The 18,259-nt window shown below is 57.9% G+C and carries 15 protein-coding genes; 10 read left to right on the top strand and 5 right to left on the bottom strand.

Annotated elements, in window-relative coordinates; translation table 11 throughout:
- Nucleotides 1-558 precede the first annotated feature (558 nt).
- The gene (gene rne, locus QPL98_RS00865; protein WP_303292461.1) at nucleotides 559-3,657 is read left to right on the top strand and encodes a ribonuclease E; all 3,099 of its coding nucleotides are present in this window, start codon (nucleotides 559-561) and stop codon (nucleotides 3,655-3,657) included.
- A gap of 2 nt (nucleotides 3,658-3,659) precedes the next feature.
- The gene (locus QPL98_RS00860; protein WP_014421126.1) at nucleotides 3,660-4,202 is read left to right on the top strand and encodes a YecA family protein; all 543 of its coding nucleotides are present in this window, start codon (nucleotides 3,660-3,662) and stop codon (nucleotides 4,200-4,202) included.
- A gap of 4 nt (nucleotides 4,203-4,206) precedes the next feature.
- Here QPL98_RS00860 and QPL98_RS00855 read toward each other — a convergent pair whose 3' ends face one another.
- Nucleotides 4,207-5,073 carry a PHP domain-containing protein gene (locus tag QPL98_RS00855; RefSeq protein ID WP_303292460.1) on the bottom strand — a complete coding sequence of 289 codons (867 nt, stop codon included), beginning with the start codon at nucleotides 5,071-5,073 and terminating at the stop codon, nucleotides 4,207-4,209.
- Between the two features lie 87 nt (nucleotides 5,074-5,160).
- Between QPL98_RS00855 and QPL98_RS00850 the strand changes: the two genes are divergently transcribed.
- The 3 genes from QPL98_RS00850 (at nucleotide 5,161) to QPL98_RS00840 (ending at nucleotide 6,542) form a co-directional block, all read left to right on the top strand.
- Complete coding sequence (locus QPL98_RS00850) at nucleotides 5,161-5,460, top strand: YciI family protein (protein WP_011785354.1); 300 nt, start codon at nucleotides 5,161-5,163, stop codon at nucleotides 5,458-5,460.
- A 117-nt stretch (nucleotides 5,461-5,577) separates the two neighbouring features.
- Nucleotides 5,578-6,246 (top strand): TIGR04211 family SH3 domain-containing protein, encoded by a 669-nt coding sequence (locus QPL98_RS00845; protein ID WP_303292459.1) that lies wholly within the window; start codon nucleotides 5,578-5,580, stop codon nucleotides 6,244-6,246.
- 5 nt (nucleotides 6,247-6,251) lie between these two features.
- Nucleotides 6,252-6,542 (top strand): PilZ domain-containing protein, encoded by a 291-nt coding sequence (locus QPL98_RS00840; RefSeq protein WP_303292458.1) that lies wholly within the window; start codon nucleotides 6,252-6,254, stop codon nucleotides 6,540-6,542.
- A gap of 49 nt (nucleotides 6,543-6,591) precedes the next feature.
- Here the strand turns inward: QPL98_RS00840 and rraA are convergent, their stop codons facing one another.
- Together rraA and ppsA are read right to left on the bottom strand one after the other, a co-directional pair.
- Nucleotides 6,592-7,071 (bottom strand): ribonuclease E activity regulator RraA, encoded by a 480-nt coding sequence (gene rraA / locus QPL98_RS00835; protein ID WP_303292457.1) that lies wholly within the window; start codon nucleotides 7,069-7,071, stop codon nucleotides 6,592-6,594.
- A 33-nt stretch (nucleotides 7,072-7,104) separates the two neighbouring features.
- A complete protein-coding gene (gene ppsA, locus QPL98_RS00830; protein WP_303292456.1) occupies nucleotides 7,105-9,477 on the bottom strand; it encodes a phosphoenolpyruvate synthase in 2,373 nt (790 codons plus the stop codon).
- 132 nt (nucleotides 9,478-9,609) lie between these two features.
- Between ppsA and QPL98_RS00825 the strand changes: the two genes are divergently transcribed.
- Entirely contained in the window at nucleotides 9,610-10,425 is an 816-nt protein-coding gene (locus tag QPL98_RS00825; protein ID WP_011785359.1) for a pyruvate, water dikinase regulatory protein, read from the top strand.
- Between the two features lie 44 nt (nucleotides 10,426-10,469).
- Here the strand turns inward: QPL98_RS00825 and QPL98_RS00820 are convergent, their stop codons facing one another.
- Nucleotides 10,470-13,394, bottom strand: a complete 2,925-nt coding sequence (locus tag QPL98_RS00820; RefSeq protein WP_199452191.1) for an insulinase family protein — start codon at nucleotides 13,392-13,394, stop codon at nucleotides 10,470-10,472.
- Nucleotides 13,395-13,493: 99 nt separating this feature from the next.
- On the opposite strand from QPL98_RS00820, the gene QPL98_RS00815 reads away from it, so the two are divergent.
- From QPL98_RS00815 to QPL98_RS00805, 3 genes are all read left to right on the top strand, one after another.
- Nucleotides 13,494-13,955, top strand: coding sequence for a hypothetical protein (locus QPL98_RS00815; RefSeq protein WP_113879016.1), 462 nt, complete (start codon nucleotides 13,494-13,496; stop codon nucleotides 13,953-13,955).
- A gap of 114 nt (nucleotides 13,956-14,069) precedes the next feature.
- A complete protein-coding gene (locus tag QPL98_RS00810) occupies nucleotides 14,070-15,455 on the top strand; it encodes an MORN repeat-containing protein (protein ID WP_303292455.1) in 1,386 nt (461 codons plus the stop codon).
- Nucleotides 15,456-15,506: 51 nt separating this feature from the next.
- On the top strand, nucleotides 15,507-16,604 hold the full coding sequence (locus QPL98_RS00805) for a response regulator (protein WP_153740332.1): 1,098 nt from the start codon (nucleotides 15,507-15,509) through the stop codon (nucleotides 16,602-16,604).
- On the opposite strand, the gene QPL98_RS00800 is transcribed toward QPL98_RS00805, so the two are convergent.
- Nucleotides 16,584-17,291: an NTP transferase domain-containing protein gene (locus tag QPL98_RS00800; protein WP_081699711.1), complete on the bottom strand. Its 708-nt coding sequence runs from the start codon at nucleotides 17,289-17,291 to the stop codon at nucleotides 16,584-16,586. The two genes, QPL98_RS00805 and QPL98_RS00800, sit on opposite strands and share 21 nt — an antisense overlap.
- On the opposite strand from QPL98_RS00800, the gene QPL98_RS00795 reads away from it, so the two are divergent.
- Nucleotides 17,283-18,137: a 6-carboxytetrahydropterin synthase gene (locus tag QPL98_RS00795; RefSeq protein WP_303292454.1), complete on the top strand. Its 855-nt coding sequence runs from the start codon at nucleotides 17,283-17,285 to the stop codon at nucleotides 18,135-18,137. The two genes, QPL98_RS00800 and QPL98_RS00795, sit on opposite strands and share 9 nt — an antisense overlap.
- Nucleotides 18,138-18,259: the final 122 nt, after the last annotated feature.

The raw sequence follows: 18,259 nt of genomic DNA, 5'->3' as shown, positions 1-18,259 counted from the left end.
GTTGCCTGCCCACGCCGTACCTGTTATATTCCGGAGTGCTCTGCCGTTTGTCTACGGCCTGACGAACTCTGGTCAGAAGCCGGAGCGGCAGCAGTATACCGATACTGATTAAGAGTTTGAACGCTGCAAAACCAATCATTAACGGATGCAGCGGGAAACAGACTCCCGGAATCACAGGCCAGACCGAGAAAGGCTGTTACCTGCTCCGGGAGAGGAAAACCGACTGGAAAACCGTCGGGCGACATCGCGAAGAATCATTGCCACGCAAACCCGGGCCGTCCAGCAAACCAATACGACGTGAGACCCAGGGGCTTGTGTGAACCTGAAACGGATATTATGCGTCAACAGACTCTCACCCTATTCGACCTCGACCTGCCCACCGGCAGGCGGGATGTCGGCGGTGGTCTCAGACACCCAGGATTGCACCCCATAAGGGTATGATCCGTCTGGCCGCCGGCCTGCCTGCTGTAAAGGGCCCGCGGCACGCACATCCTGCTTCGCTGATGCGAATCCCCCCGGTTTTCTGTCACCAACAAACGACAGGAACCCTTTCTTTCCATGAAAAGAATGCTGATCAATGCAACTCATCCCGAAGAGTTGCGCGTCGCGCTGGTTGACGGCCAACGGCTGTTCGACCTTGATATCGAATCCAGTACCCGCGAACAGAAAAAGGCCAACATCTACAAGGGCCGCATTACCCGCGTAGAACCCAGCCTTGAAGCGGCTTTCGTTGACTTTGGCGCAGAGCGCCACGGCTTCCTGCCCCTGAAGGAAATCTCCAAAGAGTATTTCAAGAAATCGCCCGGGCAGATTGAGGGCAAAATCAACATCAAGGATGTTGTCTCTGAAGGTCAGGAAGTGATCGTTCAGGTCGACAAGGAAGAGCGTGGCAACAAGGGCGCCGCCCTGACCACCTTCATCTCCCTGGCTGGCCGTTATCTGGTGCTGATGCCGAATAATCCCCGTGCAGGCGGTATCTCACGCCGGATTGAAGGCGATGACCGAGCCCAGTTGAAAGAGGCCATGAACGGTGTCCAGGTGCCGAAGTCCATGGGCATTATTGTGCGTACTGCCGGTATTGGCCGCACCACCGAAGAGCTCCAGTGGGACCTCGACTACCTGGTACAGTTCTGGGAAGCCATTACCCAGGCGGCTGGCGAGCGCAAAGCGCCTTTCCTGATCCACCAGGAAAGCAATGTGATCATCCGCGCCGTGCGCGATTACCTCCGCCAGGATATCGGCGAAGTCCTGATCGATGCCGATAACGTTTACGAAGACGTGTTGAGCTTCGTTCGGGCGGTCATGCCCACCTTCGAGAACAAGATCAAGCTGTACAAGGACGAAATCCCTCTGTTCAGTCGTTACCAGATCGAAGGCCAGATCGAAACGGCGTTCCAGCGCGAAGTGAAACTGCCCTCCGGCGGCTCGATTGTCATCGACCCGACCGAAGCCCTGGTGTCCATTGACATCAACTCATCCCGGGCCACCAAGGGGCAGGATATTGAAGAAACGGCCCTGCAGACCAACCTTGAAGCGGCCGAAGAAATCGCGCGGCAACTACGCCTGCGGGATATGGGCGGCCTGATCGTTATCGACTTCATCGACATGACGCCAGCCAAACACCAGCGGGAAGTCGAGCAGAAGATGCGTGAAGCGCTGGAACTCGACAGGGCCCGCGTTCAGGTTGGCAAGATCTCGCGTTTCGGCCTGCTGGAAATGTCACGCCAGCGTCTGCGTCCCTCACTGGGCGAGACCCGCAGCGAGGTTTGCCCACGCTGTGAAGGCCAGGGCACCATCCGGGGTATCGAATCTCTGGCGCTGAGCATCATGCGCCTGATCTACGAAGAATCCTCCAAGGAGAAGACCGCAGAAGTACGAGCCATGGTGCCGGTTTCTGTGGCCACCTTCCTGCTGAACGAAAAACGCAAGCAGCTGGCCGACATTGAAGCCCGTCAAGGCGTAGCGGTTGTGGTCGCACCTGTGCCCAACATGGAAACGCCGCACTTCGAGATTCTGCGCCTGCGTCAGGACGAAACCTCTCCAGAGCATGTCTCCAGCCATCAGGTAGCTCAACAGTACAGCGAGCGCGAGGAAGAGGCAGCCGTAGAAGTTGCAAGTGCCGAGAAACCGGTGCGCGAACAGGCCGCCGTGAAAGCTATCCGCCCCTCTGCGCCAGCCCCAGCACCGACAGCCGCTGCGCCAACGGCTGCTGCTGAGCAGGAAGAAGGCCTGTTCCGCAAACTGGGCAAGAAGATCGCGTGCTTCTTCCGGGGCGAAGAACCGGAGCAGGAAGCCAGCCGCGACACCAACCGCAACCGGAGTGAAGAGCGTCGGAACCAGGCCCGCCAGGATCGCCGCAAATCCCGCGTTGCCCGCGATGACCAACGCTCCGGCGGCAACCGCAGCGGCAACGATCGCCGCCAGGGTAGCCAGCAGAACCGTGGCGACGACAACCGGGGCCGCAATCGTGGTGGCCGTGGTGACGATCAGAATCGTGGTGAACGCGGTGGCCAGAACCGTTCCAACCGGGACGACCGCTCTGGCGACAGCAAGGGCAATGACAACCGCCGGGACAACCGCAAGGACTCACAGGGTCGCGGCCAGAACCGGAACCGTCCCCAGCGTGACCAGAAAGGCCCGCAGGACAACCGGGAACAGCAGGAGTCCCAGAAGGGACCTTCCAACGACAAGCAGGGCGGTGACGACAAGCAACGCAAACCACGCCGGCAACGTAACCGGGACGGCTCCCCCGCCGAGACTCCGGCATCTACGCCAGCAGCACGCAAAGCGGAACGCAGCGAGAAGCACCAGAAAGATACCCAGCCGGAAAAAGCGGCTGACAAGACTGCTGCTGTGGACGCTAAAGCCAGTGAGCCGCACGTAGATAAAGCCGAGCAAGCGACCGCAACAACGCCGGAAGCCAAAACCGAACAGCCAGAGCAGAAAGAGGCTCCGTCAGCAGAAGACAAGCCTGAGGCGAAGGAAGATGGCAGCCGCAAAGAGAAGTCAGACGGCCGCAGAGGCCGTAGCTCCGGCCGCCAGCGCAAGCCTCGCTCTGCGGGTAGCGCTGAAAAATCCGGTGCTGCCGAAGACAAGGGGGACAAGGAGAGCTTGCCGGCAGAAGCCGAGCAGAAACAGGCAGCCAAGCCTCAGCGTACCGAGCAGGTCACCGAAACAGAAGCCGAGCAGCCTGCAGAAAAGGCGAGCGCCGAGCCTGCCAAAGCCGCAGACAAAGAACCGGTCAAGGCACCCCGGCAAGCCAAGGCTGACTCACCGAAGGCGGCTGAGCCGGAAACCGGAGCGGCATCTGACCAGAAAGCTGCCGAGGATAAAGCCGACAAGGCGCCGGAACAGAAAGCCGAGGTCGCTAAAACCGAGGCTGAAGTAAATACGGCGCCGGAGAAGCAGGCCGAATCCAGCAGTGAAAACCCCGCTGACAAACCGGAGCAGCCTGCAGAGCCCGTAACAGCCGAGCCAGCTCCGGCCAGCGAAAAGCCAGCGGAGCAGAAAGAAGAGACTCAGGAAGCCAGTGCATCGGAAGCTATCCCGGTGACTCCGGGCCGGGCCTATAATGATCCAAGGGAGGTCCGCAAGCGCCAACGCTCGGCCGAAGAAGCCAAAAAGGCAGAAGAGGCCAAGCAGGCCGGGAGCAACTGATCATGCTGAGCAACTCGGACATCGAAGCGCTGGAAGACATTCTGTTCGCAGAACCCTGGGGAGATCACGCCCTGGACTTTTTCGGGTTCCACGGCGTGGTGTGTGCCAGCGTGATCGGGCCGGTCAGCCTGAAGGCGGAAGACCTCTTCCGCCTTGCCACAGGCACAGATCAGTTGCCGGATACCGGCATTCCCGACACGTTTACCCATTGTGTAAATGAGCTTGCACGGGATATGGCCCACGCCCTGGATATGGGTCAGCCACTGGAGCTGCCGGAGCCAGAAGACGGCGACCCGATGAATGCTCTGGAAAACTGGTGCGCGGGCTTTGTCGATACCTTCCTCGAGCACGAGGAGGCCTGGCTTCAGGCTGCGGATGAGGATGAAGTGGCGGACCTTATGGTGCCGATGCTGACACTGTCCGGCCTGTTTGAGGACGAGGACTTCCAGAAAGTCCGGAATGACGAGAAGCTGTCAGCCAAGATGGCAGAGGCCATCCCCGACTCTCTGACCGACCTCTACCTGTTGTTCCACGCGCCGGATTGAAGCCTCAGGCTTCAATCGGTTGCCGAAAATGATGCCAGACGGGCTCCAGCCCCTCTGGCATTTTCATTATGCGCCCCAGCTCACACCAGGGAGCTCCCGGGAAGTGAAAATCACTGCCCTGAGAGGCCCAGAGTTTTTCCCGCCGCGCCAGCTCGGCCACAAAACCCAGATCGCCACTGGACTGGCCCGACACTGACACCTCAATGCCCTTCCCTCCGGCACGGCCGAAATCCGCAGTTAATGCCCGTAAACGGGTTGCTGTGAGACGATATTTCCTGGGATGCGCCAGCACAGCAATCCCGCCGGCCGCCACGATCCATTGCACCACCTCCGGCAAATCGGGCCAACACGCCTTTACATCTCCAGGCTTGCCAGTTCCCAGATACCGTTTAAACGCGTGCGCCACCTTGGGTACAACACCGTCTTCTACCAGAACTTCGGCAAAATGCGGGCGCCCGGGCACGTCCCCTCCGGCCACTTTCGTCGCCCGCTCAAGAAGCTGGTCGACGTTCAGGCGGCTTAGCCTGTCGGCGATCATCCGAGCCCGCTGCCAGCGGTTTTCGTTCTGGCGCTCAAGTGAGGTGAGAAACGCAGGATCACGTTCGTCAAAATCGAGCCCGACCACATGAATGGTATGACTGCGCCAGACACAGGAAAGCTCCACGCCGTTAATCAGGGACAAACCGGAACCTGACGCCGCACCTCTCGCCACCTCGAGACCTGCGATGGTGTCATGATCGGTCAATGCCAGATGACTAACACCCTGCTCAACGGCTCTGGCTATCAGGGCCTCTGGAGACAGCGCGCCATCGGATGCCGTGCTATGGCAATGCAGATCAATGCATGTTCTGGAGTCTTGGGGTATAGTCACGAACAATCCTGAATAACGAAACGGGCACCAGTGTATCAGCCTTCAGGCAGTGCCCCTAACCTCAGCTGATCACCGATCGGAGAACCCATGTATTACGCCATCATCAGCGAAGACATTGCCAACAGCCTGCCCCTGCGCAAAGAAGCCCGGCCTGCCCACCTGGCCCGACTGGAACAGCTCAAGGCCGAAGGCCGGTTACTGGTAGCTGGCCCCCATCCGGCCATTGATTCGCCCGATCCTGGCGAAGCAGGCTTCAGTGGCAGCCTGGTCATCGCTGAGTTCGAATCACTTGAGAAAGCTCAGGCCTGGGCCGATGCCGATCCCTATGTCGATGCCGGCGTGTATGAAAAAGTAATCGTCAAACCCTACAAGGTGGTGCTGCCCTGAACAAAGCGGCCGCCAGCATGAGCGGATTGTAACGCTGAGGTGCTTGAATAGCGGCCACCTTATGACAGAATTGCGGGTTTAAATCATCAGTAATAACACTATCAGGGAACGTACTCCGTGACACCGCTCCGCCTCCTTTTCAGCCTTGTGCTTATTGTCAGCTCCGTTTCCGTTGCGCAGGCGCGCACCGTCTGGGTCGATGATCAGCTTTACCTGCCTGTGCGCTCGGGCGCTGGCACCCAGTACCGGATCATCGAAAACGCGGTTCCCAGCGGCACGCCACTGGAAGTTCTCGAAACCGGTGAGAGCTACACCCGCGTACGCACCCCGAAAGGCACCGAAGGCTGGGTGTCGAGCCAATACCTGAGCAATGAACCCATCGCCGCAGACCAACTACGAAGAGTCAGCCAGCAGCTGGATACGGCACGGGCCGAGCTGACCGAAACACGGCAGCAGCTGGCAACCGTTACCGAAGACCGAAACGCTCTGCAGAATACCGAGAATAATCTTTCCAATCGGGCAGAAGACCTGCAAACTGAACTACAACGCATCAAGAATATTGCCGCTGACTCCATCAATCTTGAGCGTCGTAACCGTGAATTGCGCGAAGAAAACCAGAAACTGCGGAATGATCTGGAAGTACTGACAGCAGAAAACGAGCGTCTTGAGGCCAGCAAGGAATCTGATTTCATGCTTCTGGGCGCGGGCCTCGTGTTTGGCGGCGTACTGCTGGCCCTGATCATTCCCATGCTCAAACCGACAAGAAAAACCGACAACTGGGCGTAAAGGTGATGAAAGATTACTCTGAGAAGCGCGACTTCCATCGTATGCAGGTGAACAGCACCGTCACGATTACCGGCAACGATGGTGAAACCCAGACCGGTACCTGCCGCGATCTCAGTGCCGCCGGTATGCAAGTAGCAGTGGAGCAACCTTTCAGGATTGGCGAAGAACTGAGAACCCGAATGGAGTCCGCTGGGGATCAGTTCCCGCCCCTGGAGACGCTCGGTGAGGTGGTGCGTTGTGAGCCGGATGGTGATGGTTATCTGCTCGGAATCAACATCATAGAAGTGACCCAATAAAAAACGGCGGCCCAAAGGCCGCCGTTTTTGTCTGTGCCGAGGCCGCGGCTTAAACCAGCGGCTTCTCGGAGACGATGATGCCGTTGTTATCGGCATACACGTACTGCCCGGGCTTGAAAGTCACACCGTGGAATGTCACCGGGATATTCAGATCACCGATACCACGCTTTTCGGTCTTGCGTGGCACAGTGCCCAGGGCCTGGACGCCCAGATTGGTCTGTCCAATTTCGTCCACATCCCGGATGCAGCCATAAATGATCAGGCCGGCCCAACCGTTTTCCGCGGCTTTCTCAGCCAACATATCGCCCAGCAGCGCATTGCGCTTGGAAGCACCACCGTCAACCACCATCACGCGGCCGTTACCGGGCAGACCAACCTGCTCTTTCACCACTGAGTTGTCTTCAAAGCACTTCACGGTGACGATTTCTCCGCCGAACTGGCGCACGCCACCGTAATTGTTGAAGCCAGGCTCGACCACCTGCACTTCCGGAAACTCGTCACACAGATCCGGAGTAATGATATTGCTCACGTTGTCGCTCTCCTTTTCCCAAAGTGGTGGTGATCAGTCGATCTTCTCGTCGGCCAGGAAGAACCAGGTATCGAGTACCGAATCCGGGTTCAGGGACACGGTATCAATGCCCTCATCCATCAGCCACTTGGCCAGATCCGGGTGATCTGACGGGCCCTGACCACAGATGCCGATATACTTACCGGTTTTCTTGCAGGCCTGGATCGCGTTGGACAATAGCGCCTTCACTGCATCGTTACGCTCATCGAACAGGTGAGCAATGATGCCGGAATCCCGGTCCAGACCGAGCGTCAGCTGAGTCAGATCGTTGGAGCCAATGGAGAAGCCATCAAAGTGCTCCAGGAACTGCTCCGCCAGAATGGCATTGGCTGGCAGTTCACACATCATGATGACCCGCAGGCCGTTCTCGCCGCGCTTCAAGCCGTTTTCCGCCAGCAGGTTCACCACCTGCTCGGCTTCACCGACAGTCCGTACGAACGGCACCATTACTTCAACGTTGGTCAGGCCCATTTCATTGCGGACCTTCTTCAGGGCCCGACACTCAAGCTCGAAACAGTCGCGGAAGGTATCGGAGATATAGCGCGACGCACCACGGAAGCCCAGCATCGGGTTCTCTTCGTCCGGCTCGTACAGAGTGCCGCCAATCAGGTTGGCGTACTCATTGGATTTGAAGTCGGACAAACGCACAATCACTTTCTTGGGAGCGAACGCCGCTGCCAGGGTGGAAATACCTTCCACCAGCTTGTCCACGTAGAAATCCACCGGTGAGGCATAGCCGGAAATGCGCTTTTCCACGGTCTGCTTGATGTCACGGGGCAGACCGTCGAAGTTCAACAGCGCTTTCGGGTGCACGCCAATCATCCGGTTAATGATGAACTCAAGGCGGGCCAGGCCCACACCCTCATTGGGCAGCGCCTGGAAGTCAAAGGCTCGGTCCGGGTTACCCACGTTCATCATGATCTTGAACGGAATGTTGGGCATGGAGTCCACGGTATTCTCACGCAGCTCGAAGTCCAGAGCACCCTCGTAAATCATACCGGTGTCCCCTTCGGCACAGGAGACGGTCACGTCCTGACCATCCTTGAGCACCTCGGTGGCATCGCCACAGCCCACAACCGCTGGAATACCCAACTCTCGGGCAATAATGGCGGCGTGGCAGGTACGGCCACCACGGTCGGTAACAATGGCGGAAGCCCGCTTCATCACCGGCTCCCAGTCCGGGTCGGTCATATCGGTAACCAGCACGTCGCCGGCCTGTACCCGGTCCATTTCGTTAATGCTGGTGATGATCTTCACCGGGCCACTGCCGATCTTGTGGCCGATACTGCGACCTTCCACCAGCACTTTGCCGGTTTCCTTCAGCAGGTAACGTTCCATCACATTAGCAGCTGCGCGGCTCTTGACCGTTTCCGGCCGGGCCTGAACGATATAGATCTTGCCGTCATCACCATCTTTGGCCCACTCAATATCCATCGGGCGCTGATAATGCTTTTCAATGATCATGGCCTGCTTGGCCAGTTCTTCCACTTCCGCATCGGTGATGGAAAAACGATTACGGTCTTCCTGCTCCACCTTCACGGTTTCAACAAACTTACCTTCGCCCGGTTCGGAATGGTAAACCATCTTGATGGCCTTGCTGCCGAGGTTACGGCGCAATACCGACGGACGTCCGGCTTCCAGGGTCGGCTTGTGTACATAGAATTCGTCAGGGTTCACGGCACCCTGCACCACGGTTTCACCGAGGCCGTATGAGGAGGTAATAAACACCACATCGCGGAAACCGGACTCGGTATCCAGGGTGAACATAACACCGCTGGAAGCGGTTTCACTGCGAACCATCTTCTGGATACCGGCAGACAACGCTACCAGCTTGTGATCAAAACCATGGTGCACGCGATAGGAAATCGCCCGGTCATTGAACAGCGAGGCAAACACCTCTTTCACAGAGGTACGAACCTGCTCCAGACCCACCACGTTCAGGAAAGTTTCCTGCTGGCCGGCGAAAGAGGCATCAGGAAGATCCTCGGCGGTGGCGGAGGAACGCACCGCGACAGCCATCTGATCGTTACCGGCCCGAAGCTTGGCATAGGCTTCTTTCAAGGCGTTATCCAGAACTTCCGGAAACGCGGTGTCGATTACCCACTGGCGAATCTGGGAGCCAACCCGCGCCAGTTCATTAACGTCGTTGACATCCAGGGCATCCAGGGCTTCGTCAATGCGGTCTCTCAGGCCGTCGGTGGCCAGGAATTCACGGTAAGCATGAGCAGTGGTAGCGAAACCGCCAGGGACGGTAACACCAGCATTGGCGAGATTACTGATCATTTCACCGAGGGAGGCGTTCTTGCCTCCAACCCGGTCTACGTCGGACATTCCCAGGTGGTCAAACCAGATAATGTAATCTTCCAAAGCGTGTCTCCCTTCAGTCTGTGTAGCGCGGAGTCTCGAATCTGGCGTGTATGATACTGTAAGCTGAGGAAATTACCTAGGGAGGCAACCAAAGACTCCCGGGAACAAGTTCAAACCAGACCGGATACGACCATGAAAAGAACGGCGTTTTTTATCTCTGATGGCACTGGCCTTACGGCAGAAGCGCTCGGCCATGCCCTTTTGGCGCAGTTTGAAAAAATCGAGTTTGAGCGGGTTACCGTGCCCTATATCGACGATGAGGAGAAGGCCCGAGATCTTGTCAGCCGCATCAACAAAGCGTCGGAAATCGATGGGGAACGGCCGCTGGTATTCGACACCATCGTTAATGGCGGCATCAGGGAAATCATCAGCCGGGCCGACGGCTTTATGGTGGATATCTTCGGAACCTTCCTGAACCCTCTGGAGCAGGAACTCAACTCGTCGTCCTCCTACTCCGTAGGCAAATCCCACTCCATCAATAACGCGGGCAGCTACGAGCGCCGGATCCACGCAGTCAACTTTGCGCTGGACAATGACGACGGTGCCCGCACCCGGCATTACGACGAGGCCGACCTGATTCTGATCGGAGCATCCCGCAGCGGTAAAACGCCCACTTGCCTGTACCTGGCCCTGCAGTATGGCATCAAGGCCGCCAACTATCCGATTACCGAAGAAGACCTGGACGACCAGAAGATGCCCGCAGCGCTCCGGCCCCATAAGGAAAAACTGTTTGGCCTGACCATCGAACCGGAACGCCTTGCCACCATTCGTAACGAGCGCCGGCCAAACTCCCGCTACTCGTCGTTGCAGCAATGCATGCATGAGATTGAGGAAATCGAATTAATGTACAAGCGGGAGCGGATTCCCTATCTGAATACTACGGCGTATTCCGTTGAGGAAATCTCGACCAGAATCATGGTGACAACGGGCCTGAAGCGGCACCGCTGAGGCAGGAAACCCGGCAGAGAGCCAATGGCCCTCTGCCAGTCAGATCAAAGTTCCTGAATGTCCATGCCAAGCCCTTCCACAACCGCACGGTTGTCGGGGCTTGTCACCACGGCCACATTGGCCTTTTCAGGCGCAAGCCAGGTCTTGGCCACGCGCTTAAGCTCGTCCAGAGTGACACCAAGAACCCTCTCACGGAAACGTGCGCGCTGCTCCGGCGTACGCCCGAACAGCCTGTTGTGGTAAGCATGGCGAGCCGCTCCGGCTGGCGAGCGGGGGCGGTCGAGTTGGCCGATCACACCCAGGATAGCCTCTTCCAGAGCCTGGTGCTCATGCGCTTCGCTGTACAACCAGTTCAGCGCTGCATCGAAGTCATCCAGGGTTTCCGCAAGGCGTGGATCGCGATAGGAGAAGAACCGGAAAACACCATTCACGCTGTCCTGGCCGGCGCCACCACCGTAGGCCCCGCCTTTTTCACGGATGGCCCGGTGCAGATAACCGTTCCGGAGAAAGCCTCCCAGTACCGTCAGCGCAGCCGCATCGGGATGATCCACCGCAACCGTCGGGTAGGCTTTGGCACAGAAATTGACCTGGGTAGATGTCAGCCAGGCCTCCCGGGTGTTGTAGCTGACCGGCTCCATGGACCAGTTACCCTCACCCTCTGCAGACACTCCGCTCCAGCAAGTGCCCAACTCATCCAGCATGGGCGACAACTGGTCGTCCTCACCAATCAGCAGGAACTGGCGGTTCTGGCTGCGAATACGGTTGTGCAGCGCGGCCAGCTTGCCACAGAAATCGGCCAGGCCGGCTTCATCTTTGAGCTGCTGATCAAGCTCCTTGGTACCACGAATTCCAGCCAGACCACCCAGACGGTACGACAACCAGGCACCGGAACTGACGCCCTGAGCCGCTGCGCCCATGGCCAGGGCATGCCCGCTGCCCGTCACCGCCTGCTCACGGCGAGCCCGGATCTGGGCAATGATCTCACGAACACGCTCTTTTTCGTCAAAACGGGCCCCGGTGTAGACATCCTTCAGCAGGCGGGTCAGCGCTTTGCTGTTGCGGCTCAGCGCCTTGCCACTGAAAATCAGATAGCCGGTCATGGCCTGAACATCATCAATCTGCCCCTTGGCAGTAAAAGAAGCGCCGATGCCGCCAGATTCCGCAGAAATACGATCCTGCATTTGCAAGTAATCCAGCTCTCCACACCCCACTTCGGAAATCAGAGTGGTGTAATAAGGCAACAGCAACAGTTCGTCTTTGCTCAGAGCCGGCAGCGGTAGCACCACCTGCTGATACACCAGGCCATTAGTGCCTCGGGAATAAACGGTCGCACCGGTTTCGGCATCGTACCGTCCCTCCGGCTCCGGCATCTGCAGCGGCACATCATCCAGCCCAACCTTGGGCAGTATGGAATCATCATCCTTGCGCATCTGGCGCTCTTCCAGTGCCTGAGCACGCTGCACAATATGGCTGATATCATCGTCGGACAGCTCCGCCTTGCGCCGGGCAAGGGCATCCTTGATGGCCTGCTGACGACGGCCTTCGAGTTTTTCATCCGGGCGCAAAGTCAGGGTTACCCGGTGCGGGTTCTCCAGCAACTTGCGCCGGATCAGCCCGGGCACATACTCGGGATCCTTGATCTTTTCCCTCAATGTCGCCAATACCGGCTCGAGATCCAGCAGTTCCACCGGATCACCACCATGAACCATGGGGGCAATCGCGCTCATGATCAGTTGCAAGCCGTAGGGGAACTGGTCTCCGGCAATCTCCCGCTGGTGCAGTTCCAACTGATGCAGGATGGCCTCGAGGCGCTCCTGGCTGACACCGTCATCCACCACCTTCTGCAGCGTAGACTCAATCAGCTGTTCCAGATCCGCCCTGCGCTCCGGCTCGCTGCCCTCAATACCGCAAACGAAGGTCATTTCCCGGTTGGAATCCTCCAGCCCGCACATGGGAGACGGCGCATGGCCCAGGTCTGTGGTTTCCAGCGCCCGCATCAACGGCGATGCGCTGTTTTCCAGCAAGACGGCAGACAATAACTGGCCTTCAAGATTTTCCTGCAGGTCGAAGCTGTGGCCCAGCAACCACCCCATCACAATGTGGGTCTTGTTGTCGGTGCTCTCACCTTCATTTACCGCATAGCCCTGCTCTACCCGGACCGGCGCGAACATGCGCTTCTCGTCTTTCACCGGCAGTTCAATATCCAGCCGATCGAACCGTTTCAGCGCCAGCTCTTCAAACTTCTCGTGGTGTTCCCGGGCCGGGATATTGCCGTAGGTCGCAAAAATCGCATTGCTCGGGTGGTAGTGGTGGCGATAGAACTTCACCAGGTCGTCATAACTCAGATCGACAATATGGTCCGGCTCGCCGCCGCTGTTGTAGTGATAAGTCGTGGTCGGGAACAGATGGCTGGTCAGGTTCTGCCAGAGCTGGGAGGTAGGTGCACTCATCGCCCCTTTCATCTCGTTGTAGACCACACCCCGGTAGACCAGGTCGCTGGATGGGTCATCCGGCTTGTCAAATTCCAGGCGATGACCTTCCTGTGCAAAATCCAGCGGGTCCAGCTTAGAGAAGAACACGGAATCCAGGTATACCGACAGCAGATTGTCGAAGTCCTTTCGGTTCATGCTGGCAAAGGGATAAGCGGTCCAGTCGCTGCTGGTGAACGCATTCATGAAAGTGTTCAGGGAGCGGCGAATCATCATGAAGAACGGATCACGCACCGGATAACGCTCACTGCCGCACAGGGCGGTATGCTCCAGGATGTGGGCGACACCGGTCGAATCCATCGGGAATGTTCGCAAGGCAACGAAGAATACGTTCTCGTCGTTGTCCGCTGCCAGGTGTAGATGGCGTGCACCGGTCTTTTTGTGGCGATACTCCTCAACCTCAAGGTTCAGGGTGCCGATCCGGTGACTGCGAAGTTTCTCAAAAGCCGGATGGATTGCGTTGTCAGTCACTGCAGCCATTAAAAAATCCTGTGTATAGAACAATTGGAGAATTACAGGGTAACACGTAGTATCGGATATCATGCACGGAACGGACTCAACAAGGTAGCCTGCCAATCCATGACAGACCGCAGCCCAGACAAATCCCACATCGACGCCCCTGAAGTTGCCGCCTGGTGGGCCGAACGGCGCCAGTATCTCGAGCGAATCCGCAAAGTTCCCGAGATTCGACAGCGATTCTGGCGGGAAGTTGCTATCTACCTGTTACGGCGTGTGCTGTGGTCTTACGGCTTCTTCCCCATTTTCATTGCCTTCTGGCTGCCCTTTGTCCTGGCCAGCTTCAACCCGGTAGTCATGGCCGGTGACCTGATCCCGCTGCTGCAGGAGTTCGTCAACTCCAATCCGGAGGAACAGGCCACGACCATCAGCACCCTGACGATCGCCTGGCTGTCGATCGGCTCCTTTTTCCTGATATTCGATTTTGTTCTGACCCCGTTCCGGTCTCCCTATCAATATGAAGCCGATGTTTACATGAAGTCCTGGGAGCAACTTAACCATGATCGGCTTCCGGACAAAATGTGATACGACCGGCATTCTGATCAAGTTCAGACACTTTCTGTTACATAACGTTGCAGACAGTGGTTAAGATGAATCCATAACAAAGCATCCGGAACACTTGGATCAAGAGGTTTTGTCATGGTCGATTTCAGGCCGCTGCTGTTCATCAATGCACTTGCGCTCATGCTTCTGGTTACTGCCGGATTCGCATCGGTTCGCAAGGATCTGGATACCACCGACACCACAGCTCCGGCTCTGGCGCAAACCGTGGAGCATGCCACCGCGCCGGAAACCTCAGCCGCGAAAACACCCACAACCCGGATTGAAGCCGAAACACCCGCACCTGTGGCTGAAGAGCCGCTGTTTGCTGATACCCGCGAGACACCATTGGCAGACACTCCGGAGACGCCGCAGCCCGTCGACAACGCGCTTCCGGCCACCGGCGAACAGACCGAAACAGCAGCAAACAGCGAACCGTTCACCGTTGAACCAATGCCCGAAAACCCGGAAATGCTGGCCATGGCCGAACCAGTTTCGGCTATGCGTTCCCAACGCGACGTGCCGGAGACGAAACCCGCGCCCGAGCCTCCGAAAACCGGCACCCTGGTGTTACGCTCCAACGTGGTAGGCGATCAGGTTACGATCAACGGTAAATCCTATGGCGCCACCCGCCTGGACCTGGAGCTGGACCCCGGCCGCTATGACATCACCATCGAAAAGCCAGGATACCAATCCTGGAGCAATTCAGTGGCACTGGAAGCCGGCGACGAACTCACGCTGGTCGGCAAACTGGAAGCCTTCACCACCGTAAGCTACAGGAATGGTGAATGGCGCGGCGGCGTCACCACTGGTGATGGCACCTGGGAAGATAGCTCCGGCCTGCGTTATGAAGGCCACTTCGTGGACGCCGAGTTTGATGGTTCCGGTACCGCCTGGTACGCCGATGGAAGCCGCTACGAGGGCGACTGGAAACGGGGCGAGCGGCACGGTGAGGGGCGCTGGCGCTCCGCAGACGGCACGACTTATACCGGCCAGTTCCAGAACGATCAGTTCCACGGCAAGGGCACGCTTACCCTGGCCAACGGCGACATATTGACCGGAAACTGGGAGGAGGGCCGTATGAATGGCCATGGTTCCCTGACCACCGCCGATGGCATCCTGTACGTTGGCGGCTTTCGGAATGATGAATTCCACGGCCAGGGCGCCCTCACCTACCCGGACGGACGCTCCTACGAAGGCGAATTCTCCAACGGCGAATTTCATGGCAAGGGCTCGGAAGTCTTTGCTGACGGAAAGAAATACGATGGCCAGTACATGGAAGGCAAGTTCCACGGCAAAGGCCTGCTGCGCAACCCTAACGGCAGCTCCATCGAGGCCACTTTCCGCCATGGTGAACCCTATGGACAGGTTCGCCTGACAACCGCGGCCGGCGAAGTGTTTACCGCCCGCACCACGGAACCCGGTGTCTGTTATCGGGAAAAGAGTTATCGGGCAACCCAGTGCCCGCAACTGGAAGGCTGGTAATCACCCGGTCGCAGCACCCACGCGTTTGCAGTAACAGGTTGAGGTAGTGACATGGCAATCAAAAATGCTCTGCTGGTGGACGACTCCAAAGTTGCCAGGTTTGCGCTAAGCAAACTGCTCGAGAGTCGGGACATGGAAGTGAACATGGCGGGATCAGCAGAAGAAGCGCTGGATTTCCTGAAGAGCCACGACCGGCCAGACGTGATCTTTATGGATCACCTGATGCCCGGCATGAATGGCGTGGAAGCCACCAAGGCCATCAAGAACAACCCGGAAACGGCCGGCATTCCGATCATCATGTGTACCTCCAAGAAATCCTCTTCCTTTATGGAGGAAGCGCGCAACTTTGGTGTCTACAACATCCTTACCAAGCCGCCTCACAACGAAGGTCTCAACCTGATGCTGGAGCAGTTGGCCAGTGACGTCGAGCAGGGGAACGTGCCAGAAGCACCTGTTGAAATGAACGGCCATGACCTGCGCGAGTCAGATGACGAACCCATGGACTTTCCGGAGGATGCCTCTGTGCAACTGTCGCCAAAAGCAGAAAGCGGCCTGAACGGCCAAAGCGCCCCGAATGTGGTGCCTCTGACCAGCGACCTGATTGAGCAGATTGCCCGCTCGGCGGTCAAGACTCATATCAACAACCGGCTGCATGAACTGCTCAGTTCCCTTTTCGACGAGCAGTTCGATCACCTCAAGCGTGCGCTGGACGAAACCCGCAGCAAGCAGGAAGCCACCATTGAGGAGCGCCTGGAGTCACTCAGCAAGATGCTGGATGAACGCACCCGCAACCTGCGCGACGAAGTGGCCGCCGAAGTGAACCTGAACCTGGGTCGCGAACTTACCTCCCTGAAAAAAGAACTCTCCAAAAACGCCGGGTTCACCTCCGAGCACATGGCGGAGTTGAAGGACCACATCACCAGCGTACAGACCATCGACACCGAGTTCTGGCAAACCCTGCAGTCGGAAGCCATTCAGCAGGCCCACGAGATTTCCCGGGAGACCGCCGAGGACATTGCCCAGCGCACCATCGATCTGTACGTGTCTCAGCAGCGCTCGGCCAACTCGCGCATCTATACCGTTGGCTTGGCCATCAGTCTGGGTATTTTCAGCGTAGGAATCGCCTGGTTATCCGGCCTGTTCGGCTAATTGCCCACGGACCTGCTGCCAGTCCTGAGGGGTGTCAACGTCCTGTTGCACCCCGGCTATTTCAACCGGACGGGTTCCGGCCCGGTTCAGAACCACCCCCGCCCCCGCATCGCCCTTAAGCAATAACAGATCTCCCCAGAGCGATTTCGGAATCCAGGCTGGCACGCCTACCCGCTTGCCATAACTGGCTGCCCAGGGCACCTCTGGCTTCCGCCGGGCGTTTGCGGACAGCCGTCTGAGCCCTTCGGTATCCAGTAAGGGCTGGTCTGCCAACAGCACAAACACACCCAAAGCAGCGGGAGAAAGCGCCTGCAGGCCGGCAATCAACGACGTCGACAAGCCCTCCCGCCAACGCTCGTTAACCACCCAGTGCGCCGGTTGCCGATTGCAGCGAAAGCGCACCAGAGGGTAGCCTGCGCCCGCAACCACCCACGTCTGCGCCGATAGCTGCCGCGCCTGACTAATGGCGTGCCCCAGCAATGAATCGCCACCTGGCAGTTTCAAGGCCTGCTTGTAACACCCCATTCGTCTCGCCTGGCCGGCTGCCAGCACCAATGCCGGAAACTGCGGATCCTTGATGCTATGATTCGCGTTTATGATGCGCCCCCTGAAACTGCTGAATGCAGCGATTTTTGCTAGAATTCCGCCATCATGCAACCTGACCACGCCGGACCCTCCATGAACCATCTCTTTGTCGACAACCTCACTGTGATTGATTTCGCCTATCTGGATCCCGCTCGAGGCCTGGTTGGCGAAAGCTGGATTGCCGATGTGGTGCTGGGAGGAGAACTGGACGAACAGGGCATGGTCTTTGACTTCAGCAACGTCAAGCGCACCATCAAAAGGGTGATTGACGAACGCGTTGACCACCGGTTGGTGATTCCCCGCGGATACGAAGGCCTGCAATGGAGCGAGGACGCGCCCAACACTTTCCGCTGGGCACTCTCTGGCGGCGGTCACATCGAGCACAGCTCGCCGGACGAAGCCGTTGTCTGGCTGTCCTCGGACCGGGTCGTCCCGTCTGCTGTGGCCGCCCTGCTGGAAAAAGAGCTTAAAGCCGTTCTGCCCGGCAATGTCACCTCCGTCGACATCAACCTGCGCGAAGAAGTCATTGAAGGCGCTTACTACCACTACGTGCACGGCCTGAAAAAGCACCTGGGCAACTGCCAGCGCATTGCCCATGGGCATCGCTCCCCGATCCGCATCGACCGCAACGGACACCGGGCCTACGACCTGGAAGAACGCTGGGCGAAGCTCTGGCAGGATATCTATGTGGGCACGGAAGAAGACGTGGCTCGCCGGTTCGTGGGCGAGGATGGCATTGGCTATATCACCTTCGAGTATGAAGCCAACCAGGGTGAGTTTGCCCTGACACTGCCTGAGCACAGCGTATACATGCTGGAAACGGACACAACCGTAGAGCTGATTGCCGCCCACATTGCGGACAAACTGAAAGCGGAGTTCTCCGGAGAGGAAATCCGGGTAAAAGCCTACGAGGGAGTGGGCAAAGGCGCTATTGCCATACGAGCCTGAACCGGCCACCCGGGATTGGCGCCCTAAACGGCGCGAATCCCGCCGATCATTCGTTCAGACACAAAAAAACCGCCCGAAGGCGGTTTTTTTGATGGCTATCCGGTGGACTAAACCGTCAAGCC

This window comes from Marinobacter sp. ST-43 (assembly GCF_030541085.1).
GTDB lineage: Bacteria > Pseudomonadota > Gammaproteobacteria > Pseudomonadales > Oleiphilaceae > Marinobacter > Marinobacter nauticus.
Note: the sequence above shows the minus strand (reverse complement) of the source record. Positions and strands in the feature narration are given on the sequence as shown.